Here is a 23,656-nt window from a genome sequence, read left to right on the forward strand (position 1 = left end):
ACAAGGGCAAAAGCTTAACGGAACGGTCGTGCCAATAGAAAGCGCTGTAGGGCGTTTCTATGTTTTGCGTGGGACAAATAATGTTGGCAACACGACGTCAGTGGATATGTCGTGCGTAATGCTTTGGATTGAAGCGCGTGACGATCAGCAGCATCACCACGATCACGGCGGTCAGCGACCACCAGGCCCATTCGAAGCTGCCGAGTTGGTCGCGAATCATCCCGGCAATAAGTGGCGACAGGCCAGCAATCAGGTAGCCGATGCCTTGCACAAACGCGGTCAGGCCACCGGCCCGGCGCGGGTTGTCGAGGTGGTCGAGGGACAGGATCAGGCTCATCGGAAACAGGCCGCCGATGCCCAGGCCCAACAGGCAAGGCCACAGCAAGCTCAAGTGTTGCGGGCTTAGAATCAGGCCGCAGAAACCCAGGATGATCAGCACCAGCAGCACAGCAACCACGCCGCGTTTATCCTGGCGGCGGTTGGCGATAGCAGGCGTGATTAGGCCGGACACCACTTCCATGGCGGTCAAGAACCCCAGCAGCAGACCGGCGTTCTGCTCGCTCCAGCCTTGCTCCACGTAATACGGCGCCAGCCACGCGAGTACGCAGGTGTAGGACGCTGTACCGAGGCCGAAGAAGATCGCCAGTAACCAGGCGCGACGATTACCGAAAAAAGATTCCTGAGGGCCGGAACCGGCTTGGGGCAGCGGCGGCATTGCCGAGCGCTGGGCGTACCAGAACAGCAACGCCAATAACGCGAGTGCCGCCCAGATCGCCAGGCCGATGCGCCAGCTGCCGGTCTGCACCTGCACGAACGGCGCGAACGAAGCCGCCAACGCCGCACCGCCCATGATGGCGGTGACGTACAAGCCCATGAACAGCGAAACGTTGTCGCTGAAGCGGGTCTTGATCAATGCCGGCATCAACGCCTGGATCATCGCGATACCGACACCGGCAGCGATGGCGCTGACGATCAACTCCAGCGCCGAATCCAGAAACAACCGCGACAGCGTGGCCACGCCAATCACCAGCAGCGACAGCACAATGCTGCGGTGCTCGCCAACACGTCTGCCCAGGCCCATGCCAAAAAACATCGCCAGGCCCATGGCCATGACCGGCAACATGGTCAGCAAGGCCGCGCTGCTGAAACTCAACGGCACATCGCCGCGAATCGACGACAACAGCGGGCCGACGGCCGCCATCGATGGGCGCAGGTTAAGGGCCACCAGTACCACGCTGATCATCAGCCAAACGGCGGTGGTGGGTTTTGTGCGGACGTTTTCCATGGGCGGGCCTTGAAGAGACAAGGGCGAATCAGGCCACGCAGGGGCGAGAGGGGCAAATCAGAAAGTCGTTGGCACTATCTAAAAATTGCAGGTGACTGGCACACAGCAATTCAAAATGTGGGAGCGGGCTTGCTCGCGAATACGGTGCGTCAGGCAATGAATCTGTGACTGACATACCGCATTCGCGAGCAAGCCCGATCCCACAGGGGATCTGCGTTGCTATAGCGCGCGGATCACATGCTTGATCTCCTGAAACGCCGCCAACCCCCACGGCCCCAGCTCGCGGCCGATGCTGCTTTGTTTGTAACCGCCCCACGCCGTTTGCGGGAAGATCACCTGCGGCGCGTTGATCCACACCAGCCCGGCCTGCAAGGCGTTGGCCACGCGTTCGGCGGTTTCGGCGTTGGCGCTTACCACACTGGCGACCAGGCCGAAATCGCTGTCGTTGGCCAAGGCGATGGCCTGCGCTTCAGTGGTAAAACGTCTGACACACAGCACCGGGCCGAAGATTTCTTCGTTCCACAACGCACTGTCCAGCGGCACATCGGTAAACACCGTGGGGCGAAGGAAATAGCCTTTCGCCAGGTCCGCCGGTCGTTCACCGCCGCACAGCAGGCGCGCGCCATCCTCGACGCCACGCTGGATATGCCCGAGCACCCGCTGATACTGCGCACGGTTGATCAGCGCGCCCATTTCCACATCCTCGGCAAACGGGTCAGCCACGCGAATCCCTTCAGCCCGCGCCTGCAAACGCTGCAGGAATTCGTCCGCCAAGCTGTCCGCCACCAGCACACGGCTGGTGGCCGAGCAGATTTGCCCGGCGTTGAAAAAACCACCGCCACACGCCAGTTCGACTGCCAGGTCGAGGTCGGCGTCCGCCAATACCAGCAGCGAGGATTTGCCGCCCAGTTCCAGGCTCACGCCCTTGACCGTTTCCGCCGCGCGCTGCATCACCTGTACGCCTACGGCGTTACTGCCGGTGAAGGAAACCTTCGCCACGCGACGGTCGGCTGCCAGCGGTGCGCCGACCGCCAGGCCGGTGCCGCAGACCAGGTTGAACACACCCGCCGGGAACCCGGCTTCAGCAATAATTCGCGCCAATTGCAGCTCCGCCAGTGGCGTGACTTCCGATGGCTTGAGCACCACGCAGCAGCCGGCGGCCAGGGCCGGGGCGAGTTTCCAGGCGGTGGTTACCATCGGGAAGTTCCAGGGTACGATCAAGCCGACCACGCCGCACGGTTCACGGCGCAGGCGTGCACTGAAATCCTCGCTGGGCAACGCCACCGGGCGGTCCTGCGCGGCGTCCATGGCGTCGCAGAGACCGGCGTAATACTCGAAGGTGGCGACCACGTCGTCCACATCGATGCCGGCTTCAAACAGCGGCTTGCCGTTGTTGCTCGACTGCAACTGCATCAGCTGTTCACGTTGTTCACGCACACCTTGGGCAACCTTGCGCAGCAGGGCGCCACGATCGCGGCCGGTGCTTTTCGACCAGTCGCTGAAGGCTGCGCTGGCGGCCTCGACGGCCTGGGCCACGGCGCTCGCATCACCCACGCTGACGTGAGCCAAGGTGGCCTCGGTCGCCGGGTTGATCACTTCAAGAACCCCATGGCCTGCGCGCCACTCGCCACCGATAAACACACCGTTCAGTACTGCGCTCATACCGCAACCTCCTGCATCCAAAGTGCCTGGTCGATTTCAATCAGCGTCGGCCCCTGGCGATCAGCCGCCGCGCGCAATGCCGTGCGCAGGTGCGCAATCCCCTGGATGCGTTCGGCGGCGCAGCCCAAGGCCTTGGCTACACCAATAAAGTCCGGGGTGTAGATGTCTACACCGACCGGCTCGATAGCGCGGTTAAGCATGTATTTCTTGATCTCTTCGTAGCCCTGGTTATTCCACAGCAGCACGATGACCGGCACGCGTGCCTCGACCGCGCTGGCCAGTTCCGGCAGGCTGAATTGCAGGCCGCCATCGCCGATCAGGCACACCACCGGCTGGCCGTCGCCACGTCCCAACCACGCGCCAATCGCAGCGGGCAGGGCGTAACCCAAGGTGCCGTAGCCGGTGGAAGAGTTGAACCAGCGGCGTGGGTGGTCGAGGTTCAGGGTCAGGTTGCCGCTGTACACCGGCTGGGTGGAATCGCCCACCAGCACGGCGTCGGGCAATTCCTCCAGCACGGTGTTGAGGAACAGGGTTTGCGCGCGGGTTGCGGCGTCCCAGGTCGGCGTCAATTCGGCCCACAAGCGGGCGACGCGTTGAGCGCCCCAGTGTGGATCGCGCGCGGGCAAGGTCTGGGTGTTCAGCTCGGCCAGCAAGGCGTCGGCGGCAATCTGCGCATCCGCCACCAGTGCGACCTGGGGCGGGTAGTTGCGCACGGTCTGGTCGGGGTCGATGTCGATGCGCAGCAACGCGCCGGGAATCTCGAAGCCACCGGCGAAGGTCACGTCGTAGTCGGTTTCCGCCAGTTCGGTGCCAATGGCCAGCACCACATCGGCTTCGGCGACCAGGGCGCGGGTGGCGACCAGCGTCTGGGTCGAGCCAATCAGCAACGGGTGCGCAGACGCCAACATGCCCTTGGCGTTGATGGTCAGGGCCACCGGCGCGCCGAGGGTTTCGGCCAGGCGCGTCAATTCGGGGGCCGCCTCGATGGCGCCGCCACCGGCGAGGATCAGCGGGCGTTTTGCCGCCGCCAGCAGCCGGCTCATTTGCTTGACCGCCGACGGCGCAGCACCGGCACGCGCGACGCTGACCGGCTCGCTGCCGAGCAGGGCGTCGGCGTTTTCGACCAACACATCCAGCGGAATCTCGATATGCACCGGGCGCGGCCGCCCGGCCTGGAACAGCGCAAACGCGCGCGCCAGCACGCCCGGTAATTCCGCTGCTGACATCAAGGTATGCGAGAACGCCGCCACGCCCGCAATCATCGCGCCCTGGTTCGGCAGCTCATGCAACTTGCCGCGCCCGCCGCCCAATTGGCTGCGCGACTGCACGCTGGAAATCACCAGCATCGGGATTGAGTCGGCATAGGCCTGGCCCATGGCGGTGGTGATGTTGGTCATGCCGGGGCCGGTGATGATGAAACACACGCCGGGTTTACCGCTGGTGCGCGCGTAGCCGTCGGCCATGAACCCGGCGCCCTGTTCGTGGCGCGGGGTGACGTGGCGGATATTCGAACGTGCCAGGCCACGGTACAGCTCCACGGTGTGCACGCCGGGAATGCCGAACACCTGGTCCACGCCGTAGCTTTCCAGGAGGTTGACCAATACTTCGCCGCAGGTCGCCATACTTGTCGCTCTTGTTATTGATTCGAGGCGCTATTGGAGCGGCTGGCCCGTAGCGGCAACAATCGATAAAAAGTCATACTAGCCATGTCCCCACGTCATGGCTGTGCCCCAATGAAACGCCTGCCACCGCTGCCCGCGCTGCACACCTTTTGGGTCACGGCCCAGTGCTGCAATTTCACCCGCGCCGCCGAGCAACTGCACATCACCCAAGGCGCGGTGAGCCGGCAGATAGCCGGGCTCGAAAGCCATTTGGGCTACGCCTTGTTCCAGCGCCAGGCGCGGGGCTTGAGCCTGACCGAAAAGGGCCGCGAATGGTCGCTGCGTGCGCAGCAAGTCTTTGGCCTGATCGCTGACGCGGTGGAACAGATCGGCAGCCGCCGCGAAACCCTGCAACTCAAGGCCTCCACCTGCGTGATGCGCTGGCTGCTGCCGCGTTTGCTGCAATGGCAAAAGGAGCGCCCGGACGTGCCGGTGGAACTCACCACTACCGTCGCCTACACCGTGGACTTTCGCCGCGAGCAATTCGATGCGGCGGTGATCTATGCGCCCATCGCCGAGCAGTCGGCGCAGGCGCGGCACTTGTTCGACGAACAACTCACGCCGGTTTGCGCGCCGGGGCTCCTTGCAGGTTTGCACACACCGGCGGACCTGCAGCAACAGGTGCTGCTGCACCCCACGCGGGATGAACGCGATTGGGCGTTGTGGCTAAAGGCGGCGAATACACGGTTGAGCAACCTGGCCCAAGGGCATCATTTCGAGACGCTGGATTTGGCCATGACGGTGGCGTCCCAGGGCTCCGGGGTGGCGATTGGCGACAGTGCGTTGATTGGCGAGGATGTGAAAGCGGGGCGGTTGGCGACACCGTTTGAACTGCGGGTGCCGACGGGGATGGGGTATTACCTGGTGTATCCGCCGGGGACAGAGCCGTCTGCCGGATTAGTCGCCTTGATGGAGTGGTTGGTAAGCCAGGCACAACAGTCGTCACACTGAAGACTCAAAAGTGGGAGCCGGGCTTATGTGGGAGCTACCACACAAGCCAGCCCCTACAGGGATCAGTAGCCGACGGTGAAACGCTGGCGCGAGTGCTTCGGCGACTCAACCTCGTCAATCAACGCAATCGCGTAATCAGCAAAGCTGATCCAGCTGCGCCCTTCAGCGCTCACCAGCAAGTCATCCTGGCCGACGCGGAATTTACCGGTGCGCTCAGTCTCAACGAACTCCGCCGACGGCGACAGGAAGGTCCAATCCAGTTCCTTTTCCTGACGCAGCGTTTCCAGAAACTCAGCACCGGCGCTGGCTTCGGCCTTGTACTCGGCCGGGAACCCAGGGCTGTCGATCACGCGCCCGCCACCCGGCAACAACAACGAACCCGCACCGCCGACCACCAACAGGCGCTTGACCCCGGCTTTTTTCACCGGGCCGATCACGGCACTGGCCGGCAGCGTGGCGAAGTGCGCCGCACTGATCACCACATCGTTGCCGCTGACAGCCTGTTGCAACGCGTTGGCATCCAGGGCGTCGACTTGCTTGACGGTAACGCCCGGGCGCGCCGCCAGTTTGTCGGTATTACGGGCGATGGCGGTGACGCTGTGCCCACGACGCAGCGCTTCTTCCAGCAGTTGGCTACCGGCACGGCCGGTGGCACCAATGATTGCGATCTTGCTCATGACGTTCTCCAGTACGTTAAGGTTTAAAACCATTCACCACTTCATTTCGCCCTTGGCCACTTTGGCGCCCAACTCCAGGCTGCTCTCGTCGGCAAGGTTCGGGTAACGCTTCTTCATGGCGGCGATCAGTGCGGTGGAGTCCTTGGCTTTGGCGGTCTCGATATCGAAGGCTTTGATGTAGTCGGCGGTGAAGGCCACGGACTGCACCGTCGGTGTACCCAGGTAATGGCCCGGAATCACGGTATGGGGTTTCAGCGCTTCAATGCGTTTAAGCGTCGTCAGCCAGTCGGCGTGCGACTTGGCGGTTTGCGTGTCGGCCATCCAGACGTGGGTGTTTTCAAAGACCACCACACCGCCGACGACCGCTTTGATCGAGGGGATCCACACAAAAGTGCGGTCCGGCTGTGCACCGTCCAGGCCGATCACTTCCAGCGTCTTGCCTTCCAGGGTCAGGGTATGGCCTGGTAGCACCTGCGGGACGATGGTTTTGCTCGGTGCGTCGGCGCCCAGTTTCGGGCCCCAGAACGCGAGCTTCTGCTCGGCGGTGGCCTTGATGTGGTCGACCACCGGCTGCGTCGCCAGTACCTTCGCGTCGGGGAACGCCTTCGTCAGCACTTCAAGGCCGAAGTAGTAATCCGGGTCGCCGTCGCTGACGTAGATAGTGGTCAGGTGTTTGCCGCTGGCGCGAATCTTTGTCACCAGTTGCTCAGCCTGAGCATTGCCGAATTGCGCGTTTACCAGGATGACGTCGTGTTCGCCGCTGACCAGCACCGAGCTGACGGGCATCATCGCCGACTCACCGGGGTTGTAGGCGTCGAGCTTCAGGTCGGCGGCGGCCGCGTGGGCGGCGAATGCCAGGGCGGCCGTTGCGGTGGCCAATCGTTTGAGCATCGAGATCATGTGCAGCTCCAGTAGGCGATAAGTGATGCACAGAGCTTAGTTGCACCAAACGTCACAAAAAATGCCATGCTTGAACATAGTTTGTTTCTAAAAGCGTGCAAATCATGGATCGTCTTCAAGCAATGCGGGTGTTTGTCACGGTAGTCGACCTGGGCAGCCAGTCAGCCGCCGCTGATCAGCTGGACCTGTCGCGGCCGGTGGTGTCGCGTTATCTGGCGGAGCTTGAGGATTGGGTCGGCGCTCGCTTGATGCACCGCACCACGCGCAAGCTCAGCCTCACTGCGGCCGGTGGCGAAATGCTGCCCCGTTGTCGGCAAATGCTCGAGTTGTGCAACGACATGCAGTCGGCCGTCAGTGAGCCGGACGAAGCGCCGCGCGGCCAGTTGCGGCTGAGTGTCAGCAGCTCATTCGGCCAGGCGCAGCTGGCGGATGCCGTGGCCGAGTTCGTCAAGCGCTACCCGCTGGTCAGTATCGATATGCAGATGCTCGACCGTACGGTGAACCTGGTGGATGAGCGCATCGACCTGGCGATCCGCACCAGTTTTGAGCTGGACCCCAACCTGATCGCGCGTAAACTCACGCTGTGCCGCTCGGTGATTTGCGCCTCGCCGGCGTACCTGCTGGAGCATGCACAGCCGCAGCAGGTGCACGACCTGGTTGAGCACAACTGCCTCACGCATTCCTACTTCGGCAAAAGTCTGTGGCACTTCACCGAACACGGCGAGCCGGTGTCGGTGGCGGTGCAGGGCAATATCAGCGCTAACGAGGCGACCACGCTGTTACGGGTGACGCTGGCCGGGGCGGGCGTGGCGCGGCTGCCCAGTTATCAGGCGGGGGATTACATTCGCCGCGGCGAACTGATTCGTTTACTGCCCGAGGCCGAACCGCAACAGATGAATGTTTACGCGGTGTACGCCTCGCGCAAACACATGCCGTTGGCGCTGCGCAGCCTGCTGGATTTTCTGGTGCTGCGCTTCCCTGAAGAACCGGTCTGGGACATCGGGCTCTGAACCCGACATAAAGATGTTGAATGGCGCCCCATAATGGCAACTCGCCCTGACTGACCTATGCTTTAAACAGCACCGAGTCGATGTGTTCAGAGGTGTGCCATGACGCTAAAAATTAGAAAGTACCTGATGATTTTCATCCTGTCCGCCGCGGCGACCGCGCTGTACGGCACGGCCGCCTACCGGGTTGAACAGACTCGCATGCAGCCGACCTTTGCGGTCAGCTGCCATCAGGACCTGTGCGTGCCACGCACCGGCAGTTTCAGCGCGCTCAGATGATCGTTGATCGTTCCCACGCTCTGCTGATCGTTCCCACGCTCCGCGTGGGAACGCCCGCCCCGGACGCTCCGCGTCCCCTAATCAGCCTTCAGTTGCTCGCGAAACGCCTTGGGCGAAAACCCGACCCGCCGGCGAAACAGCCGGGAGAAGTTGGTCGGGTCGGAAAACCCCAACACCTCCGACATCTCATTGATGGTCATGCTGGTGTAGGTCAGCAGGCGCTTGGCTTCCAGCAACTGGCGGTCATGCATGATCTGCAACGCAGGCTGCCCGCCCAACTCCCGACACGTCCCGTTCAGGTGTGAGACCGAGATGCCCAGCTTGTGGGCCAAATCCTCAATCTTCGGGTGTTCGCGGTAATGCTGTTCAACCAACTGGGTAAAGCGGCGGAAATATTCACGCCCGCGCGGTGCGCGCGGGTGGCGACGCTGGATCGCCTGGCGGCTGATCCACACCAGCAGCACGCTGACCAGTGCGTGCATCATCATGTCGCGCGCCGGCTGCTCATCGGCGTATTCGTCCTGCAGGCGTGCGAACAGGCCGTTGAGGTAATCGCTGTCCTTGCCGGCCGGGTAATTACCCAGCACTTGCAGGCCATCCACCGTGGTGCCCAACTGAGCGTGCAAATGGCTGACCAGCGGCGCCGACAGCGTCACGATGAAACCTTCTACATCCTCGGCAAACCGAAACCCGTGCACACACAAGGGCGGCAGCACCTGCAAGGTCGCCTCGTTGAGCGTGGTGCGCTGGCCTTCGATTTCCAGCTGCGCCTGGCCTTTGTGGACATACAACAACTGGCACAGATCCGCGTGCCGGTGGGGCTGGATTTCCCACTGGTATTCTCGGCTGCGCCGGGAAATGGTTTCGCAGTGCAACAAATCGGGCGTCGGCCATTGCTGGCTTTCCCCGTAAAGCTTGAAGACCGGAATCGCGGTACTGGCAGTTTTGGTCATGGTTTCAATCCGATACTCAGGATAGTGGTGCGGTAATCGCCCCGATTGGCAAAAAGCACAGGCTTTGTCTCAGTTTTCACCTTCTTATGATGCTCACTCAAGTGAAAAATGATCAGTAACAAGATGAATGACAACTCTTTCACCTGATCCGTTCGGGTGTCGCTTGCGAGCCATAAAAATAATGAAAACGCTGAAAACCCAAGTCGCCATTATTGGCGCCGGTCCGTCCGGATTGCTGCTCGGCCAACTGCTGCACAACGCCGGTATCCAGACCTTGATTCTAGAGCGCCAGAGCGCCGATTACGTGCAAGGCCGCATCCGTGCCGGGGTGCTGGAACAAGGCATGGTCGACCTGCTGCGCGAGGCCGGTGTCAGCCGGCGCATGGACGCCGAAGGCCTGGTGCATGATGGGTTTGAACTGGCGCTGAACGGCCAGCTCAGCCACATCGACCTCAAGGCACTGACCGGCGGCCAGACGGTGATGATCTACGGCCAGACCGAAGTCACCCGCGACTTGATGCAGGCGCGCGAAGCGGCTGGCGCCAGCACCTTGTATGAAGCGCACAACGTGCAGCCCCATGACCTCAAAAGTGATCGACCCTGGCTGACGTTCGAGCATCAGGGCGAGGCCTTTCGCCTGGAGTGCGACTACATCGCCGGTTGCGATGGTTTCCATGGCGTGGCGCGCCAATCGATCCCGGCTGATTCGTTAAAGGTTTTCGAGCGCGTCTATCCGTTTGGCTGGTTGGGCATTCTGGCCGACACACCGCCGGTGCATGCCGAATTGGTCTACGCCAAGCACCCGCGCGGCTTCGCCCTGTGCAGCATGCGTTCGCCGACCCGCAGCCGCTATTACCTGCAAGTGCCGGTTGAAGAGCCGCTGGATGAATGGTCGGATGAACGTTTCTGGGACGAGCTGAAAACCCGGCTGCCCGGCCACCTGGCAGAGCAGTTGGTCACCGGCCCGTCCATCGAGAAAAGCATCGCGCCGCTGCGCAGCTTTGTGGTGGAACCCATGCAGTACGGGCGCCTGTTCCTGCTCGGGGACGCTGCGCATATCGTGCCGCCCACCGGCGCCAAGGGCTTGAACCTGGCGGCCAGCGACGTGAGCACGCTGTTTCGCATCCTGCTCAAGGTATACCGCGAGGGGCGTGTGGACTTGCTGCAAAAGTACTCGGCGATTTGCCTGCGCCGCGTGTGGAAGGCCGAGCGTTTTTCCTGGTGGATGACCTCGATGCTGCACCAGTTTCCCGAGGCGGATGGCTTCAGCCAGCGCATTGCCGAGAGCGAACTGGCGTACTTCATCAGTTCGGAGGCGGGGCGCAAAACCATCGCAGAAAATTACGTCGGGCTTCCTTACGAAGCTATCGAGTAGCCTGCTATCGTATCGAGCATTCCCGCGGGCCTTTCCTTTCCTGCGGGCCTTGCTCGAAGGTTCTGCCGTGACCAACCTGAATCAGCCTACCCAACCCGTTCCCGCCGTGCGCAGTGTGCTGGTCGCCTTGATGCTGGCGATCTTCCTCGGTGCCCTCGACCAGACCATCGTCGCCTTGTCGATGCCGGCCATCTCCGCGCAGTTCCATGACGTCAACCTGCTGGCCTGGGTGATCTCCGGCTACATGGTGGCGATGACGGTGGCGGTGCCGATCTACGGCAAGCTCGGCGACCTGTACGGGCGCCGACCGATGATGCTGATCGGCATGGGCGTGTTCACCTTGGCGTCGGTGTTCTGCGGGATGGCGCAGAGCATGGAGCAGTTGGTGCTGGCGCGGATTCTCCAGGGTATTGGCGCCGGTGGGATGATCTCGGTGAGCCAGGCGATCATTGGCGACATCATCCCGCCCCGTGAACGCGGGCGCTATCAGGGCTATTTCAGCAGCATGTACGCGGTGGCCAGCGTGGCCGGGCCGGTGCTCGGCGGCTACATGACTGAATACTTGTCGTGGCGTTGGGTGTTTTTGATCAACCTGCCGCTGGGCGCGGGCGCCTGGTACGTGGCGCATCGCACCCTGGTCGGGTTGCCGGTGCCGCAGCGCAAGCCGATCATTGATTATCTCGGCACGGTGCTGATGATCATCGGGCTGACGGCCTTGCTGCTGGGCATCACTGAAATCGGCCAGGGCCATCATTGGCGTGATCAGCAAGTGCTGGGGCTACTGGCGTGTGCGTTGGTGGCGTTGACGGTGTTTGTCTGGCATGAGCGCCGCGCGCGTGAGCCGTTGCTGCCGATGCACCTGTTTGCCAACCGCAGTGCGGTGTTGTGCTGGTGCACGATTTTTTTCACCAGCTTTCAGGCGATTTCCCTGACAGTGTTGATGCCGCTGCGGTATCAGACGGTGACCGGCTCTGGCGCGGACAGTGCCGCGCTGCACTTGCTGCCGCTGGCGTTTGGCCTGCCGGTGGGGGCGTATTGTGCCGGGCGTCTGACCTCGGTGACGGGGCGTTATAAGCCGATGATTCTGACCGGGGCGTTGCTTAGCCCGTTTGCGATTCTGGGCATGGCCTACAGCGCGCCGCAGGCGGTCGGGATGACCGCGGTGTTCATGTTGCTGTGCGGGATTGCGGCGGGGATGCAGTTTCCGACGTCCTTGGTGGGGACGCAGAATTCGGTGGAACAGCGGGATATCGGCGTGGCGACCAGCACCACCAACCTGTTCCGCTCCCTCGGCGGCGCGGTGGGCGTGGCGTGCATGTCGGCGTTGCTGCTGGCGTTGTTGCAGGATTCGAGCTTTGCGCATTTGGCCAGCGGCGCGCTGGTGGCCGAGGGCAGTTCCGGCAACGTGCTGCTCGACGGCCTCAACGCCGCCCCCGGCCCGGCGCAGGATGCGTTACGCGGGGAATTGGCGGTGACGTTCCGGCACTTGCTGATGGTCAGTGCCGCGGTGTCGCTGCTGGGGCTGGCGGCAGCAATAGCAATGCCAAACCGCGTGCTGCGCGGGCGTGAAGACAAGGCCAAGTAACTGTGTGGGAGCTGGCTTACCTGCGATAGCGGTGTATCAGTGCCGGCTGTGCAAACTGACCCACCGCTATCGCAGGCAAGCCAGCTCCCACAGGGATTGCATTCCAGTTCTGATCCGGGGGGTTAGTACCCAGGTGCTGCGCGGGCGTGAAGACAAGACCATGTAACTGACACAATCGAGATCCAAATGTGGGAGCGGGCTTGCTCGCGAAAGCGGTGTGTCATTCACAGTTGTTTTTAACTGAACCACCGCATTCGCGAGCAAGCCCGCTCCCACAGGGTTGACCGCGTTCAAACCTTAAGGGCTGTAATACCCGACCGCTGCCATGAAATGCCCGGTCTTGCGCAAGTAGGCGTGCTTGTTTTCGACCTTGTCGGTTACCGGGTTTTTCCAGCGGTACTTGTATTCACCCTGATCCTGCTCGGCCATCAGCTTGAGGATCGGCTCGCCTACCGGCCTGCCATCCGGGTCTTTGATCTTGCGAAAGTCAGTATTCACCAGGCGCAGATTAGTGCCATGGGCCACATACCGCGCGGTATTCAGGTCCACCACAAACACGTACAAGTCATCCTGCAGAAACCCGCCCTGCAACGCGTTGATCGCCTTGAGCGTGCCGGCTTCATCCTTGATCAGCGCTTTCACCGCCTTGTCGCGCAAACCGCGAGCTTGCTCCGGTGTTGCCCTTGGCAGGTAATAGCCGACTGCCAGAATCCGCTCGCCGACCCGCTGGTAAAACACATGCTTGCGCTCAACCTTGCCGTCGTTCCAGTTCTGCCAGCGGTATTCCGCCTGCTGGATGCCTTGGCCCTCGGGCACTGCCAGCGCTTGTTTGAACGAGGCTTGCAGGTCCGGGCCCAGCTGTTCGGACACATCACGGCCGATCAACGCGGAGGAGGGGCCGCCGCTGGCCAGCAACACGCCTTGGGTATCGACCACAAACACATAACGGTCGTGGTCGATAAATTCACCCTGGCGACTGAACGCCGCAAAGGCCTTGTCGCCGTTGCTCTGGTAGTAGGCCAGCGCCTTTTCCAGCAGGGCCTTGGCGGCCTGGGCGTCCTCATCCTGAGTGGCCGCGTGCACCTGGCTGAAACACAGCAACAGCAGCCACGTGAGTCGGAGCAGTCCTTTCATTACCCGTCCCTCATTGTTATTGATGTGAGCACAGCGTAGACGCCTGCGGCTCAGGGCGCCGCCAGCCATTGATTGACGATACCGTCGTACACGCCGGTGGCGACGCTCAAGTGCAACCACTGGTCGACATAGCTTTTCCAGGCCACGTCATCGCGGGGCAGCAGGAAGGCTTTTTCGCTGTACTGCATTTGCCGCTCCGGGTTGACCGCGCACAGCCCTGGCTTGAGCTTCTGCTGGTAGCGCGCCTCGCTGGCGTCAGTAATCATCACGTCGGCCTTGCCCGCCAGCAGCTCATCGAAGATGGTCACGTTATCGTGTAAACGAATCTGCGCCTGGCCCAAGTGGGCGCGGGCAAACACTTCGTTGGTGCCGCCCGCCGGCTCGATCACGCGCACCTGCGGCTGGTTGATCTGTTCGACGGTCTGGTAGCGCTGCACATCGGCGCAGCGTACCAGCGGGATCTTGCCGTCCACGCCCAAGGCCTGGCTGAAGAAGGCTTTTTTCTGCCGCTCCAGGGACACCGAAATACCGCCCACGGCGATGTCGCAACGTTGAGCGAGGAAGTCCGGCATCAGGGTTTTCCAGGTAGTCGGCACCCAGGTGATTTTCGCGTTCAGGCTCTTGGCCAGCGACTCGGCCATGGCAATGTCGATGCCTTCATAGCTGCCGTCGGCGCGCAGCGAGGTGTAGGGCTTGTAGTCGCCGGTGGTGCACACGGTGAGCGTGCCGCGCTGCAGCACCGCGTCGAGGCGCGATTCGGCCACGGCGTGGGTGGCCAGGCTGGCCAACAGGCAGAAGGTGAGGGGAGCTTTCATGCAGTCGAATCCTTTGGGGGCATGATCGGGGGCGGTCATTATTTCCAGCGGGGCGGCCCGGTAGCAAGGCCTATGCAATGTTTAGCCAACGCGCAACCAAACTCCATCAACCCTGAATTTAACCCCCCTGTGCAGGCGTGTGACGCTGCCGGGCATCTACCTCACTGTGAATCCCCCATGGACGGTTCCCCCGACACTCACCCCGCGACACCGCCTGGCACCCTGGTGCCGAGCTGTCCGTCGATTGTCGAGGCACTGCCCTCCGAGCTGGCCTTCTGGGCCCTGTTCCACTGCCGCCACGCCCGCCCACCAGATACCTCTCTCCTACGTTGATTTGCCCCATGGATGACGCGCACCTGTGCGCATCTGCCCGGCGGCGCCTGTGCGCCTGCCTGACGCAAACGTATGAGAATTGTCATGAGTGTTTTTGCCAGTCTGCACGAAGCCCAATCCTTCCTTGAGCAGCACCCGGACATCGAGATTTTCGAGCTGTTTATCCTCGACAACAACGGCGTGCCGCGTGGCAAGTTGCTGCACCGCGACGAGCTGCTGGCGGTGTACGAAAGTGGCCGGCCATTGCCCAGCACCATCCTCGGCCTGACGATTAATGGCGATGACGTGGAAAACTCCGGGCTGGTCTGGGAAGTCGGCGATATCGACTGCCGCGCGTACCCGGTCAGCGGCAGTTTGCAGCGCATGCCGTGGCGGCTGATCCCGACGGCGGCGTTGCAAGTCAGCATGCACCCCACCGAAGGCCTGCCCGCCACCGTGGCCGACCCTCGGCACTTGCTGGCCAAGGTGATCGACGGGCTGAAAGCCGACGGTTACTACCCGGTGATGGCGGCGGAGCTGGAGTTTTACCTGCTCGACCAGAAACCCGACAGCCACGGCCGACCGCAACCGGCGCGGGACGTGGACGGCAATCGCCCGCGCTCGACCCAGGTCTATGGCCTGCGCGAGTTGGAGCAGATCGAGCCGTTCCTGGCTGACCTCTACAGCGCCTGCAAACTGCAAGGTATTCCGGCGCGCACGGCGATCTCCGAATACGCCCCGGGCCAGGTGGAAATCACCCTGGAACATCGCGCTGACGCGCTGCAAGCCATGGACGAGGCCGTGCGTTACAAACGCCTGGTCAAGGGCGTGGCGCATAAACACGGGATGACCGCGTGTTTCATGGCCAAGCCGTTCGATGACCTCGCGGGCACCGGCATGCACATGCACGTGAGCCTGGCCGATGCCCACGGCAATAACCTGTTCGCCAGCGAAGCCGCTGATGGCACGCCTTTATTGCGCCACGCGGTGGGCGGCATGCTCAGCACCTTGCTGGATTCGTTACTGCTGTTTTGTCCCAATGCCAACTCCTACCGCCGCTTCCAGACCAACAGTTATGCACCGCTGGCGGCCACCTGGGGCGTCGACAACCGCACCGTCAGCCTGCGCGTACCCGGCGGGCCGGCCAACTCCCGGCACATCGAGCACCGTATCTGCGGCGCCGACGCCAACCCTTACCTGGCCGCTGCGGCGATCCTCGCTGGCATCCATCGCGGTATCCGCGAGCAACTCGACCCCGGTGCCCCGGTGGAGGGCAATGGCTACGCGCAAGCCAAGGAATTGCTGCCCACCGACTGGCTCACCACCTTGCGTGCCCTGGAAGGTTCCAGCTGGGCGCGGGATGCGTTCGGCAGTGAGTTCCTCGGTGTGTACCTGGCGGTGAAGCGTGCCGAATATCGCCAGTTCATGGGCGAGGTCGGTGAGCAGGACTGGCGCTGGTATCTGCACCAGGCGTAATCCACTGTGGGAGCCGGGCTTGCCCGCGATAACGGTGTGTCGGCCAACCCACCGCCATCGCAGCCTCGCTGAAGCTCGACAACTCCCACAATGGATCTTGGGTGTTTGGCGCCGTGGCGGTTTCGACCTTTTTTTCACGTTGCAGTGGTTAAGCTGCGGTTCAAGGTCGTTCACTACCGTTCTACACACATGAGCCCGTGATGTCGTCACAACCACCTTCCTCTATCGAGATTGAATTCACCGAGCGCTGCGACCGTGAGCACGCCAGGGTCTGTGGCGACACGCGCCCGCCACGGCTGCGCCAGCGCATGGCGGCGTGGCGCGATGAGCGGTTGGTGCGCCAGGCGTTGAAAGTCGCCGGCGAACCGGGGCTGATCCTCGACCTGGCCTGTGGCTCGGGTCGGTTCTGGCCGGTGTTGGCCGAACACATCAATCGCGTGATTCTGGCCTCGGACAACTCCCAGGCCATGCTCGACCACGCGCGCACTCATCACCCGGCGGCGTTGCTCAAACGGGTCAAAACGTTCCAGGGATCGGCGTTTTCCATTGGCCTGTCGGCGAATGCGGTGGATTGCATTTTCTGCCTGGAATTGTTTCGCCATGTACCGAGCAGCGAAGGGCGTTTGGCGTTGCTGAGTGAGTTTCATCGGGTCAGTCGCGACACGGTGATCGTCTCTGTGAATGCGCAGACACCTGCCGAGGGCGAATTCCGCCAAGCCGGTTTCAACGTCTTGAACCAGCAAGAGTTCCTGCCGGGCTCCAAGCGTTGGCGGGTTTACGTCCTGCGTAAGAGAGGCTAATTGCCGCCTGTCGGACTATTCTTTGTCTCTTGTCGGAGTTTTCATGATGGTGTGTGCACTGCGGATGCTCGCAAGGGTCTTTCGCGATATATACTTCGCGCCATTCTTCAAGGGAGAGCCGTGTGGCCATCGATATTCACTGGATCTGCGACAACGATAGCCTCGGCAAGCATTGCGCCGAATGGCAGCAGTTGCCATTCGTCGCCCTCGACACCGAATTCATGCGGGTCGACACCTTTTATCCCATTGCCGGGCTGATCCAGATCGGCGATGGCGTGCGCGCTTACCTGATCGACCCCCTGACCATCGACAACTGGCAACCCTTGGCCGCCTTGCTGGAGAACCCGGCGGTGATCAAGGTGGTGCACGCCTGCAGCGAAGACCTGGAAGTCTTGCTGCGCCTGACCGGCAGCCTGCCGGTGCCGTTGTTCGACACCCAATTGGCGGCGGCTTACCTGAACCTCGGTTTCTCCATGGGCTACTCGCGCCTGGTGCAAGCCGTACTCGATATCGAGCTGCCCAAGGGTGAAACCCGCTCGGACTGGCTGCAGCGGCCATTGTCCGAGACCCAAGTGAGCTACGCCGCCGAAGACGCGGTGCACCTGGCCGAGGTCTACATTCGCCTGCGCCCGCAACTGTCTGACGACAAATACGCGTGGGTGCTGGAAGACGGCGCCGAACTGGTGGCCAACCTGCGCCGCGAAGTCGACCCGTACGAGGTGTACCGCGACGCCAAGCTGGCGTGGAAACTGTCCCGCGCCCAGCTCGCCGTGCTGCGTGAACTGTGTGCCTGGCGCGAGCAGCAAGCCCGCGCCCGTGACCTGCCGCGCAACCGCATCATCCGCGAGCACTCGTTGTGGCCCCTGGCCAAATCCCAGCCGGATAACCTCGCGGCATTGGGCAAAATTGAAGACATGCACCCGCGCACCGTGCGCCAGGACGGCCAGTTCCTGCTGGACCTGATCAAACGTGCCGGCAGTGTGCCGATGGACCAATGGCCGCCAGCCGTGGCTGAACCGCTGCCGGTGGACGCCGCCACGTTGATCAAGCAATTGCGCGCGCTGGGCCAGGCCGAAGCCGAACGCCTGGACATGGCGCCGGAACTGATGCTGCGCAAGAAAACCCTCGAAGCCCTGGTTAAAAGTGGCTACCCCGATGGGCCTTATACATTGCCAGACTCGCTGCGTGGCTGGCGCCGCGAGTTGATGGGCCAGGCGCTGCTCGACAGCCTGGCCACTGCCGGAGAACAGCCTTGAAACGTATTTGCTCCATCTATCGCAGTTTGAAAAAAGACGGGATGTACCTCTACGTGCTCAAAAGCGATGCGCTGGAGCGTGTGCCGGAGCCGTTGATGCAGGCCTTCGGCAAGGCCCATCTGGCTTTCGAAATGATCCTGACGCCCGAGCGCAAGCTGTCCCGCGAGGATATCAGCGTGGTCCTGGAAAACCTCGACAAGCAGGGCTACCACCTGCAAATGCCACCGGCCGAAGACGAGTACATCGAGCACTTGCCCGAAGAGCTGCTGCGCCGCAACGACCCGATGTGATCAGTCAGTGCCCGGATGCGGGCACATTCTTCAATGCAAACGTATTCGTTGGCGGTGGCCGTAAGGATGCGGGCGGCCGTCTGCAGTGTTTTTGAAAGGTTTGAACCATGCGTGTTCTGATTGCTGAACAGGATTACCCGCTCTACGCCCAATTACTCAGTGAAGCGGCACCGGACGTCGAGGTGCTGACCAGCGGCGACTCCGCCGAACTCTCGCGCCTGGCCGCCGATTGCCCGGTATGGCTGGGCCAGCCGGACCTGTTGGCCACCTTGTTGCGCCAGGGGCACCAACCGCAATGGCTGCAATCGACCTGGGCCGGTATCACGCCGCTGCTGGCCGACGGTTTGCCCCGCGACTACCGCCTGACCCGCGCGGTCGGCATCTTTGGCCAGGTCATGGCCGAGTTTGTGCTTACCTACATGTTGGGCCATGAGCGTGAAGTGCTTGCGCGGCTGGTCAGCCAGGTCGAGCGCAAGTGGGACAACCGCATGGGCCAAAGCCTGGCCGGGCGCAAGGCGCTGATCGTCGGCACCGGCGATATCGGCCAGAGTGTGGCCGACTTCCTGCTGCCGTTTGGCGTCAAGTTGTATGGCATCGCCAGCTCCGCACGGGAGCAGGCACCGTTTATCGAAGTGGCCGGGCTGGATCAATTGGGCCGCCTGGTGGGCGAGGTGGATTATGTGATCAACCTGCTGCCCAATACGCCCAATACCCATGACCTGTACAACGCGGCGCTGTTCAAGCAATTCAAGCCGACCGGGTTGTTCATCAACGTCGGGCGCGGCGTGGCCGTGGTCGATGCTGACCTGGTCGAGGCGCTGAAAGAAGGGCATCTGGCCGGCGCGGTGATCGACGTGTGCCGCCAGGAACCGCTGCCGCAACGGCATCCGTTCTGGACCGCCTGGGGCTTGCTGTTGACCGGGCACAGCTCGGCGCCGACGTCGCCGGGGATGATGGTGGACTTGTTTGTGCAGAACCTGCGGGCGTATGACGCCAAGGAAGCGTTGCGCGGGGAAGTCAGCTTCGAGCGCGGTTATTAATGTGGGAGCGGGCTTGCCCGCGATGACGGTGTGTCAGCCAGCAATGCAGCGATTGACCCACCGCTATCGCGGGCAAGCCCGCTCCCACAGGGATATCAGTAAGGCTTACAGGCTGAAGTCGCCTTCGGACACCAGCTCGCTCAGCGGTTTACGCGGGCTTGGCGCTTCACGCTCCTGCAAATATTCAGGCAAGCTCGACTTGTCACCCAGCTTGCCCACGGCCACAGCCGCGTGCAGTGCATAGCCTGCTGGAATCTTCAGCTCTTTGCGGGTCAGTTCCTGATCGAAACCGGCCATGCCGTGGGTATGCCAGCCGCTGAGGCTGGCTTGCAGCGCCAGGTGGCCCCAGGCTGAACCGGTGTCGAAGGTGTGCCACAGCGCCGGGGTTTCTTCGCTGGCGCCGGGGGCGGTGAAGTCGGTTTTCGAAGCGATGATCACCAGGGCCGACGCATGCTGCGCCCAATTGCGGTTGAATTCATTCAGCAGGCCCAGGAAACGTTCCCAGTTCGGCGTGTCACGGCGCGCGTAGAGAAACCGCCAAGGCTGTGAGTTGTAGGCCGACGGTGCCCAGCGTGCCGCTTCGAAGAAGCTCAGCAGAGTCTCCTGCGGGATGCTCTCGCCGGTGAAGGCGCGGGGCGACCAGCGTTCGGTGAACTGGGAGTGGATCGGGTAATCGGCAACGCTTGTCATGGGCAATTCCTGAGGTTCAATTCGGCGTTCAAAGCTACTGCGCGCCCACTAGACTGACAAGTGTTGTTACACCGCCAGTCGTAAGCGCTTGGCCCCAAGGGCCTTGGGCACTAGACTGGCGGCCTTTTCACCTACCGATACTGATGTAGAGCCATGGCCGCCAAAGTCGAACCTTTCTGGATACGCAAAACCCTTGAACACCTCGACCAGGAGGAATGGGAGTCGTTGTGCGACGGCTGTGGCCTGTGCTGCCTGCAAAAGCTTGAGGATGAGGAAGACAACAGCGTCTATTACACGCGTATCGCCTGCAAACTCCTCGACCTGAAAACCTGCCAGTGCACTGACTACCCCAACCGCCGCGCCTCGGTGCCTGACTGCATCCAACTCACGCCGGGCCAGGCCGACCAGTTCAAGTGGCTGCCGCCGACCTGCGGCTATCGCCTGGTCAGCGAGCGCAAGGACTTGCCGCTGTGGCATCACCTGGTCTGCGGCGACCGCGACGCCGTGCACCATGAACGCATTTCCCAGTCCGGACGCATGCTCGCCGAAGGCAGCGTGCCCGAAGACGACTGGGAGGATTACCTGATCTTCCGCGCGGGCTGAAAAAAGGAGTGTGTATGACGGTGGCAACCAAGCTGGCGGCATCGTTCGTGCTGCTGGCGCTGAGCCTGCCCGCGTGGTGCGCGAAGAAAGTCGACCTCGACTATCACGTCAAACTGTTGCCCCAGAGCGATCAGGCCGAGGTGCGTGTGAGCCTGTCCCAAGGCTCGGCAGTACGCAGCCTGAACTTCGACCTGGGCCGCGACGGTGACTACAGCGACTTCAAGGCCGACGGCCAGTGGAAGGTCAGCGGCACCCATGGCCTGTGGCAGCCGTCTGCCGACAAGGCCAGCCTGACCTACCGCGTACGCCTCAGCCATGCGCGTAAAGCGGGCGTCTATGAGGCGCGGATGACCCCGAGCTGGGCGCTGTTTCGCGGCGAAGACCTGGTGCCGGCTGCCCGGCTCGACCAGCAGGACGGTGTCGAACTGGTCTCGCGCCTGACGTTCGAGTTGCCCAGCGGCTGGAAAAGCATCGAAACCGCCTGGCCGCGTATCGGCAAGAACAAATTCCGCATCGACAACGTTTCCCGGCTGTTCGACCGGCCCACCGGCTGGATGCTCGCCGGCACCCTCGGCAGCCGCCGCGTGCGCCTAGGCGAGACCGAAGTCACCGTGGCCTCGCCCAAAGGCCAGGCGATGCGCCGTATGGATGTGCTGACGCTGCTGACGTTCGTATGGCCGCAGGTCGAGGCGGCGTTCCCGCGTCACCCGGCCAAGCTGTTGGTAGTGGGCGCCAGTGACCCGCTGCGCCGTGGCGTGTTCGCGGCGCGCGACTCGATCTACCTCAACAGCCGCACGCCGTTGGTCAGCGAGAACGGCAGCAGCCCGTTGATCCGCGAAGTGGTGCAGGCGATTGGGCGCTTCAACGATCACGACACCAGTGATTGGATCAGCGAAGGCCTTGGCGAGTATTACGCCATCGAACTGCTGCGCCGTGCGGGTGGCATCACCGATGAGCGCTATGCCGCGATTCAGGCGCGCTTGAGCAAAGAGGGCAAGGACGTGGCCACGCTGCGTGGCGATCACGTCAACGGTGCGACGGTCGCGCGGGCGGTGGTGGTGTTGCAGGAACTGGACCGCGAGATTCGGGTGAAGACCCATAACAAGCGTTCGCTGGATGACCTCGCGCAGGCGGTGATGCGCGCGAACAGCATTACCACGGCGGAGTTTGTGCAGCTGGCCGAAAGCGTGATCGGCGAGTCGTCGGTGGTGTTGGATAGCAAATTATTGCGCTGAGCTTAGGCCCTACACAAAGCAAAAATGTGGGAGCTGGCCTTTGTGGGAGCTGGCTTGCCTGCGATAGCATCACCGCAGTGGATCAGATACACCTAAGTGCCCGCATCGCAGGCAAGCCAGCTCCCACAAAAGCCCGCTCCCACATTTAGATCTCCACTAGGTTGGAGAGCGAGGTCAGCCGGTGGTCTTGGTGGCTTTTTCAACCGCCACTTCGGCCTTGGTCTTCAAGTTCTTCAACTCTTCGCCCGCGCGCTCGATTTTGGTACGCACGCTGTTCATTTCCTGGCGGCCCTGTTCCAGCTTGTCTTTGAGCGAGCTGTGCCCGGTCACGCCGCGCACCAGCGCCACGCCGCCAATCGCCACCTGGATCAACCCGAAGATGCCGCCACGGCGCAGGCCTTTGCCGACCATCATCACGCCACCGGCCACCGAGCCGATGCGTTCCCAGCCGTGCACGTTCTGAGTGGGCTGGGTTTCAAACGGGGTGTGTTCAATGATAGGTCGCAGGGTTTTGCTGTCGCTCATGATCTGTCTCCAACAAGGGCAAGTGTAAGTAGCTGACTGTTTGCGGGCGCCGGATGTTCCCGAAAAATCAGTACTTGGGGCCCGAACGGGTGTTGTTGCCCTTGGCCAGGCGGTCGTAGAGCACCACATTGACGGTGGCGGCGAGGTTCATGCAGCCGGTGGTCGGGATGTACACCACGTCTTCACACCAGTCGCGGATCTCTTTGTCCAGCGAGCCGTCTTCGGGGCCGAAGATGTACAGCGCGCGGTCCGGGTGAGTGTATTCGGGCAGCGGGCGGGCGCCCTCGACCAGTTCCACGGCGACCGGGATACAGCCCAGCGGCAGGATCTTTTTCAGGTCGTCGATGCCGATCAGCGGAATGTCGTGGTGGACTTTCTTGGTGTCGGTGATGAAGTCCCGGGCGCGCTCGTAGCGCACGCCGGTGTAGAACACCGAGGCCACGCCGTAGCAGCCGGCGGCACGCATCACCGAACCAACGTTTTCGGGGGATTTGGGGTTATACAGACCGATGCAGCTGTAGCGTTTATTGCCCACGGGGAAGGGTGCCTTGGAGAAAAACCGCGATTATACGGCCTTGGCGTGATGTATTGCTTGGGGCATCGCTATCGCAGGCAAGCCAGCTCCCACACTTGGAATGCATTCCCCTGTGGGAGCTGGCTTGCCTGCGATGAGGCCCTGACAGGCAACGACGACCCTCAGTCGTCCTTCTTCATCAACCCCGCCAACGCCGCAAACGGGTTGTGCGTGGCCTTGGCAATTGTCGGGCTGCTGGTGGAGCCTTCGCCGAAATACTGCTGGTCGGTGTAGCGCGAGTGTTCGTTGTCGTGGCAGTACAGGCAGAGCAACTCCCAGTTGGAGCCGTCCTGGGGGTTGTCGTCATGGTTGTGGTTGCGATGGTGTACGGTCAGCTCGCTCAAGCGTTTGCCGGCAAATTCACGGGCGCAGCGGCCACACACGTGCGGGTACATCTTCAAGGCTTTGTCGCGGTAGCCCATTTCCCGGTCGCGCTGGGCATCGGCGAGGATGCGGTCCAGCTTGGCGGTGTGGGAGGGCGGGTTGGTCGAGCTCATCATGGCTCCTGGCTATTTGGGGGTTCACGGATAGGGTTGATTCTAGCCGCTTGCGGGCGAAATGACTGCTGGCT

At 62.3% G+C, this 23,656-nt stretch carries 24 protein-coding genes; 12 read left to right on the plus strand and 12 right to left on the minus strand.

Features of this window, described 5'->3' with window-relative positions; translation table 11 throughout:
• Positions 1-97 precede the first annotated feature (97 nt).
• The 3 genes from PspR76_RS08885 to PspR76_RS08895 form a co-directional block, all read right to left on the minus strand.
• A complete protein-coding gene (locus PspR76_RS08885; RefSeq protein WP_159954859.1) occupies positions 98-1,285 on the minus strand; it encodes a cyanate transporter in 1,188 nt (395 codons plus the stop codon).
• 219 nt (positions 1,286-1,504) lie between these two features.
• Positions 1,505-2,947 (minus strand): aldehyde dehydrogenase family protein, encoded by a 1,443-nt coding sequence (locus PspR76_RS08890; protein ID WP_159954860.1) that lies wholly within the window; start codon positions 2,945-2,947, stop codon positions 1,505-1,507.
• The gene (locus tag PspR76_RS08895; RefSeq protein ID WP_159954861.1) at positions 2,944-4,569 is read right to left on the minus strand and encodes a 5-guanidino-2-oxopentanoate decarboxylase; all 1,626 of its coding nucleotides are present in this window, start codon (positions 4,567-4,569) and stop codon (positions 2,944-2,946) included. The genes PspR76_RS08890 and PspR76_RS08895 overlap by 4 nt, the downstream gene beginning before the upstream one ends.
• A gap of 111 nt (positions 4,570-4,680) precedes the next feature.
• Between PspR76_RS08895 and PspR76_RS08900 the strand changes: the two genes are divergently transcribed.
• Positions 4,681-5,559: a LysR substrate-binding domain-containing protein gene (locus PspR76_RS08900; protein WP_159954862.1), complete on the plus strand. Its 879-nt coding sequence runs from the start codon at positions 4,681-4,683 to the stop codon at positions 5,557-5,559.
• A 62-nt stretch (positions 5,560-5,621) separates the two neighbouring features.
• On the opposite strand, the gene PspR76_RS08905 is transcribed toward PspR76_RS08900, so the two are convergent.
• Entirely contained in the window at positions 5,622-6,236 is a 615-nt protein-coding gene (locus PspR76_RS08905; RefSeq protein WP_159954863.1) for an NAD(P)-dependent oxidoreductase, read from the minus strand.
• 33 nt (positions 6,237-6,269) lie between these two features.
• Positions 6,270-7,136 carry an MBL fold metallo-hydrolase gene (locus PspR76_RS08910; protein ID WP_159954864.1) on the minus strand — a complete coding sequence of 289 codons (867 nt, stop codon included), beginning with the start codon at positions 7,134-7,136 and terminating at the stop codon, positions 6,270-6,272.
• 104 nt (positions 7,137-7,240) lie between these two features.
• Between PspR76_RS08910 and PspR76_RS08915 the strand changes: the two genes are divergently transcribed.
• Both PspR76_RS08915 and PspR76_RS31025 read left to right on the plus strand, forming a co-directional pair.
• Entirely contained in the window at positions 7,241-8,146 is a 906-nt protein-coding gene (locus PspR76_RS08915) for a LysR family transcriptional regulator (RefSeq protein WP_159954865.1), read from the plus strand.
• A 99-nt stretch (positions 8,147-8,245) separates the two neighbouring features.
• The gene (locus PspR76_RS31025; RefSeq protein ID WP_174245600.1) at positions 8,246-8,422 is read left to right on the plus strand and encodes a hypothetical protein; all 177 of its coding nucleotides are present in this window, start codon (positions 8,246-8,248) and stop codon (positions 8,420-8,422) included.
• Between the two features lie 77 nt (positions 8,423-8,499).
• On the opposite strand, the gene PspR76_RS08920 is transcribed toward PspR76_RS31025, so the two are convergent.
• Complete coding sequence (locus tag PspR76_RS08920) at positions 8,500-9,375, minus strand: helix-turn-helix domain-containing protein (RefSeq protein WP_159954866.1); 876 nt, start codon at positions 9,373-9,375, stop codon at positions 8,500-8,502.
• 190 nt (positions 9,376-9,565) lie between these two features.
• Here PspR76_RS08920 and pobA point away from each other — a divergent pair, with 190 nt between their 5' ends.
• Positions 9,566-10,750, plus strand: coding sequence for a 4-hydroxybenzoate 3-monooxygenase (gene pobA / locus PspR76_RS08925; protein ID WP_174245670.1), 1,185 nt, complete (start codon positions 9,566-9,568; stop codon positions 10,748-10,750).
• A gap of 67 nt (positions 10,751-10,817) precedes the next feature.
• Positions 10,818-12,335, plus strand: coding sequence for an MDR family MFS transporter (locus tag PspR76_RS08930; RefSeq protein ID WP_174245601.1), 1,518 nt, complete (start codon positions 10,818-10,820; stop codon positions 12,333-12,335).
• A gap of 297 nt (positions 12,336-12,632) precedes the next feature.
• On the opposite strand, the gene PspR76_RS08935 is transcribed toward PspR76_RS08930, so the two are convergent.
• The gene (locus PspR76_RS08935) at positions 12,633-13,469 is read right to left on the minus strand and encodes a cache domain-containing protein (protein ID WP_159954868.1); all 837 of its coding nucleotides are present in this window, start codon (positions 13,467-13,469) and stop codon (positions 12,633-12,635) included.
• A gap of 50 nt (positions 13,470-13,519) precedes the next feature.
• Complete coding sequence (locus tag PspR76_RS08940) at positions 13,520-14,284, minus strand: transporter substrate-binding domain-containing protein (protein WP_159954869.1); 765 nt, start codon at positions 14,282-14,284, stop codon at positions 13,520-13,522.
• Positions 14,285-14,701: 417 nt separating this feature from the next.
• Here PspR76_RS08940 and PspR76_RS08945 point away from each other — a divergent pair, with 417 nt between their 5' ends.
• The 5 genes from PspR76_RS08945 (at position 14,702) to PspR76_RS08965 (ending at position 19,458) form a co-directional block, all read left to right on the plus strand.
• Positions 14,702-16,072, plus strand: a complete 1,371-nt coding sequence (locus PspR76_RS08945) for a glutamine synthetase family protein (RefSeq protein WP_159954870.1) — start codon at positions 14,702-14,704, stop codon at positions 16,070-16,072.
• A 200-nt stretch (positions 16,073-16,272) separates the two neighbouring features.
• Positions 16,273-16,872: a class I SAM-dependent methyltransferase gene (locus PspR76_RS08950; RefSeq protein WP_159954871.1), complete on the plus strand. Its 600-nt coding sequence runs from the start codon at positions 16,273-16,275 to the stop codon at positions 16,870-16,872.
• 122 nt (positions 16,873-16,994) lie between these two features.
• A complete protein-coding gene (rnd, locus tag PspR76_RS08955; RefSeq protein WP_159954872.1) occupies positions 16,995-18,128 on the plus strand; it encodes a ribonuclease D in 1,134 nt (377 codons plus the stop codon).
• Entirely contained in the window at positions 18,125-18,418 is a 294-nt protein-coding gene (locus PspR76_RS08960) for a YcgL domain-containing protein (RefSeq protein WP_159954873.1), read from the plus strand. The genes rnd and PspR76_RS08960 overlap by 4 nt, the downstream gene beginning before the upstream one ends.
• 107 nt (positions 18,419-18,525) lie before the next feature.
• Positions 18,526-19,458: a D-2-hydroxyacid dehydrogenase gene (locus PspR76_RS08965; protein WP_159954874.1), complete on the plus strand. Its 933-nt coding sequence runs from the start codon at positions 18,526-18,528 to the stop codon at positions 19,456-19,458.
• A 105-nt stretch (positions 19,459-19,563) separates the two neighbouring features.
• On the opposite strand, the gene PspR76_RS08970 is transcribed toward PspR76_RS08965, so the two are convergent.
• Complete coding sequence (locus PspR76_RS08970; RefSeq protein WP_159954875.1) at positions 19,564-20,148, minus strand: nitroreductase family protein; 585 nt, start codon at positions 20,146-20,148, stop codon at positions 19,564-19,566.
• A 153-nt stretch (positions 20,149-20,301) separates the two neighbouring features.
• Between PspR76_RS08970 and PspR76_RS08975 the strand changes: the two genes are divergently transcribed.
• Both PspR76_RS08975 and PspR76_RS08980 read left to right on the plus strand, forming a co-directional pair.
• Complete coding sequence (locus PspR76_RS08975; RefSeq protein WP_159954876.1) at positions 20,302-20,751, plus strand: YcgN family cysteine cluster protein; 450 nt, start codon at positions 20,302-20,304, stop codon at positions 20,749-20,751.
• 14 nt (positions 20,752-20,765) lie between these two features.
• Entirely contained in the window at positions 20,766-21,986 is a 1,221-nt protein-coding gene (locus PspR76_RS08980) for a hypothetical protein (RefSeq protein WP_159954877.1), read from the plus strand.
• Positions 21,987-22,160: 174 nt separating this feature from the next.
• Here PspR76_RS08980 and PspR76_RS08985 read toward each other — a convergent pair whose 3' ends face one another.
• The 3 genes from PspR76_RS08985 to PspR76_RS08995 form a co-directional block, all read right to left on the minus strand.
• Positions 22,161-22,511, minus strand: coding sequence for a YgaP family membrane protein (locus PspR76_RS08985; RefSeq protein ID WP_159954878.1), 351 nt, complete (start codon positions 22,509-22,511; stop codon positions 22,161-22,163).
• A gap of 67 nt (positions 22,512-22,578) precedes the next feature.
• A complete protein-coding gene (locus tag PspR76_RS08990) occupies positions 22,579-23,046 on the minus strand; it encodes an RNA methyltransferase (RefSeq protein ID WP_003189607.1) in 468 nt (155 codons plus the stop codon).
• A 161-nt stretch (positions 23,047-23,207) separates the two neighbouring features.
• Positions 23,208-23,582: a YajD family HNH nuclease gene (locus PspR76_RS08995; protein WP_003210675.1), complete on the minus strand. Its 375-nt coding sequence runs from the start codon at positions 23,580-23,582 to the stop codon at positions 23,208-23,210.
• Positions 23,583-23,656 lie beyond the last annotated feature (74 nt).

The sequence above is a fragment of the Pseudomonas sp. R76 genome, from assembly GCF_009834565.1.
In the GTDB taxonomy this organism is placed as follows: domain Bacteria; phylum Pseudomonadota; class Gammaproteobacteria; order Pseudomonadales; family Pseudomonadaceae; genus Aquipseudomonas.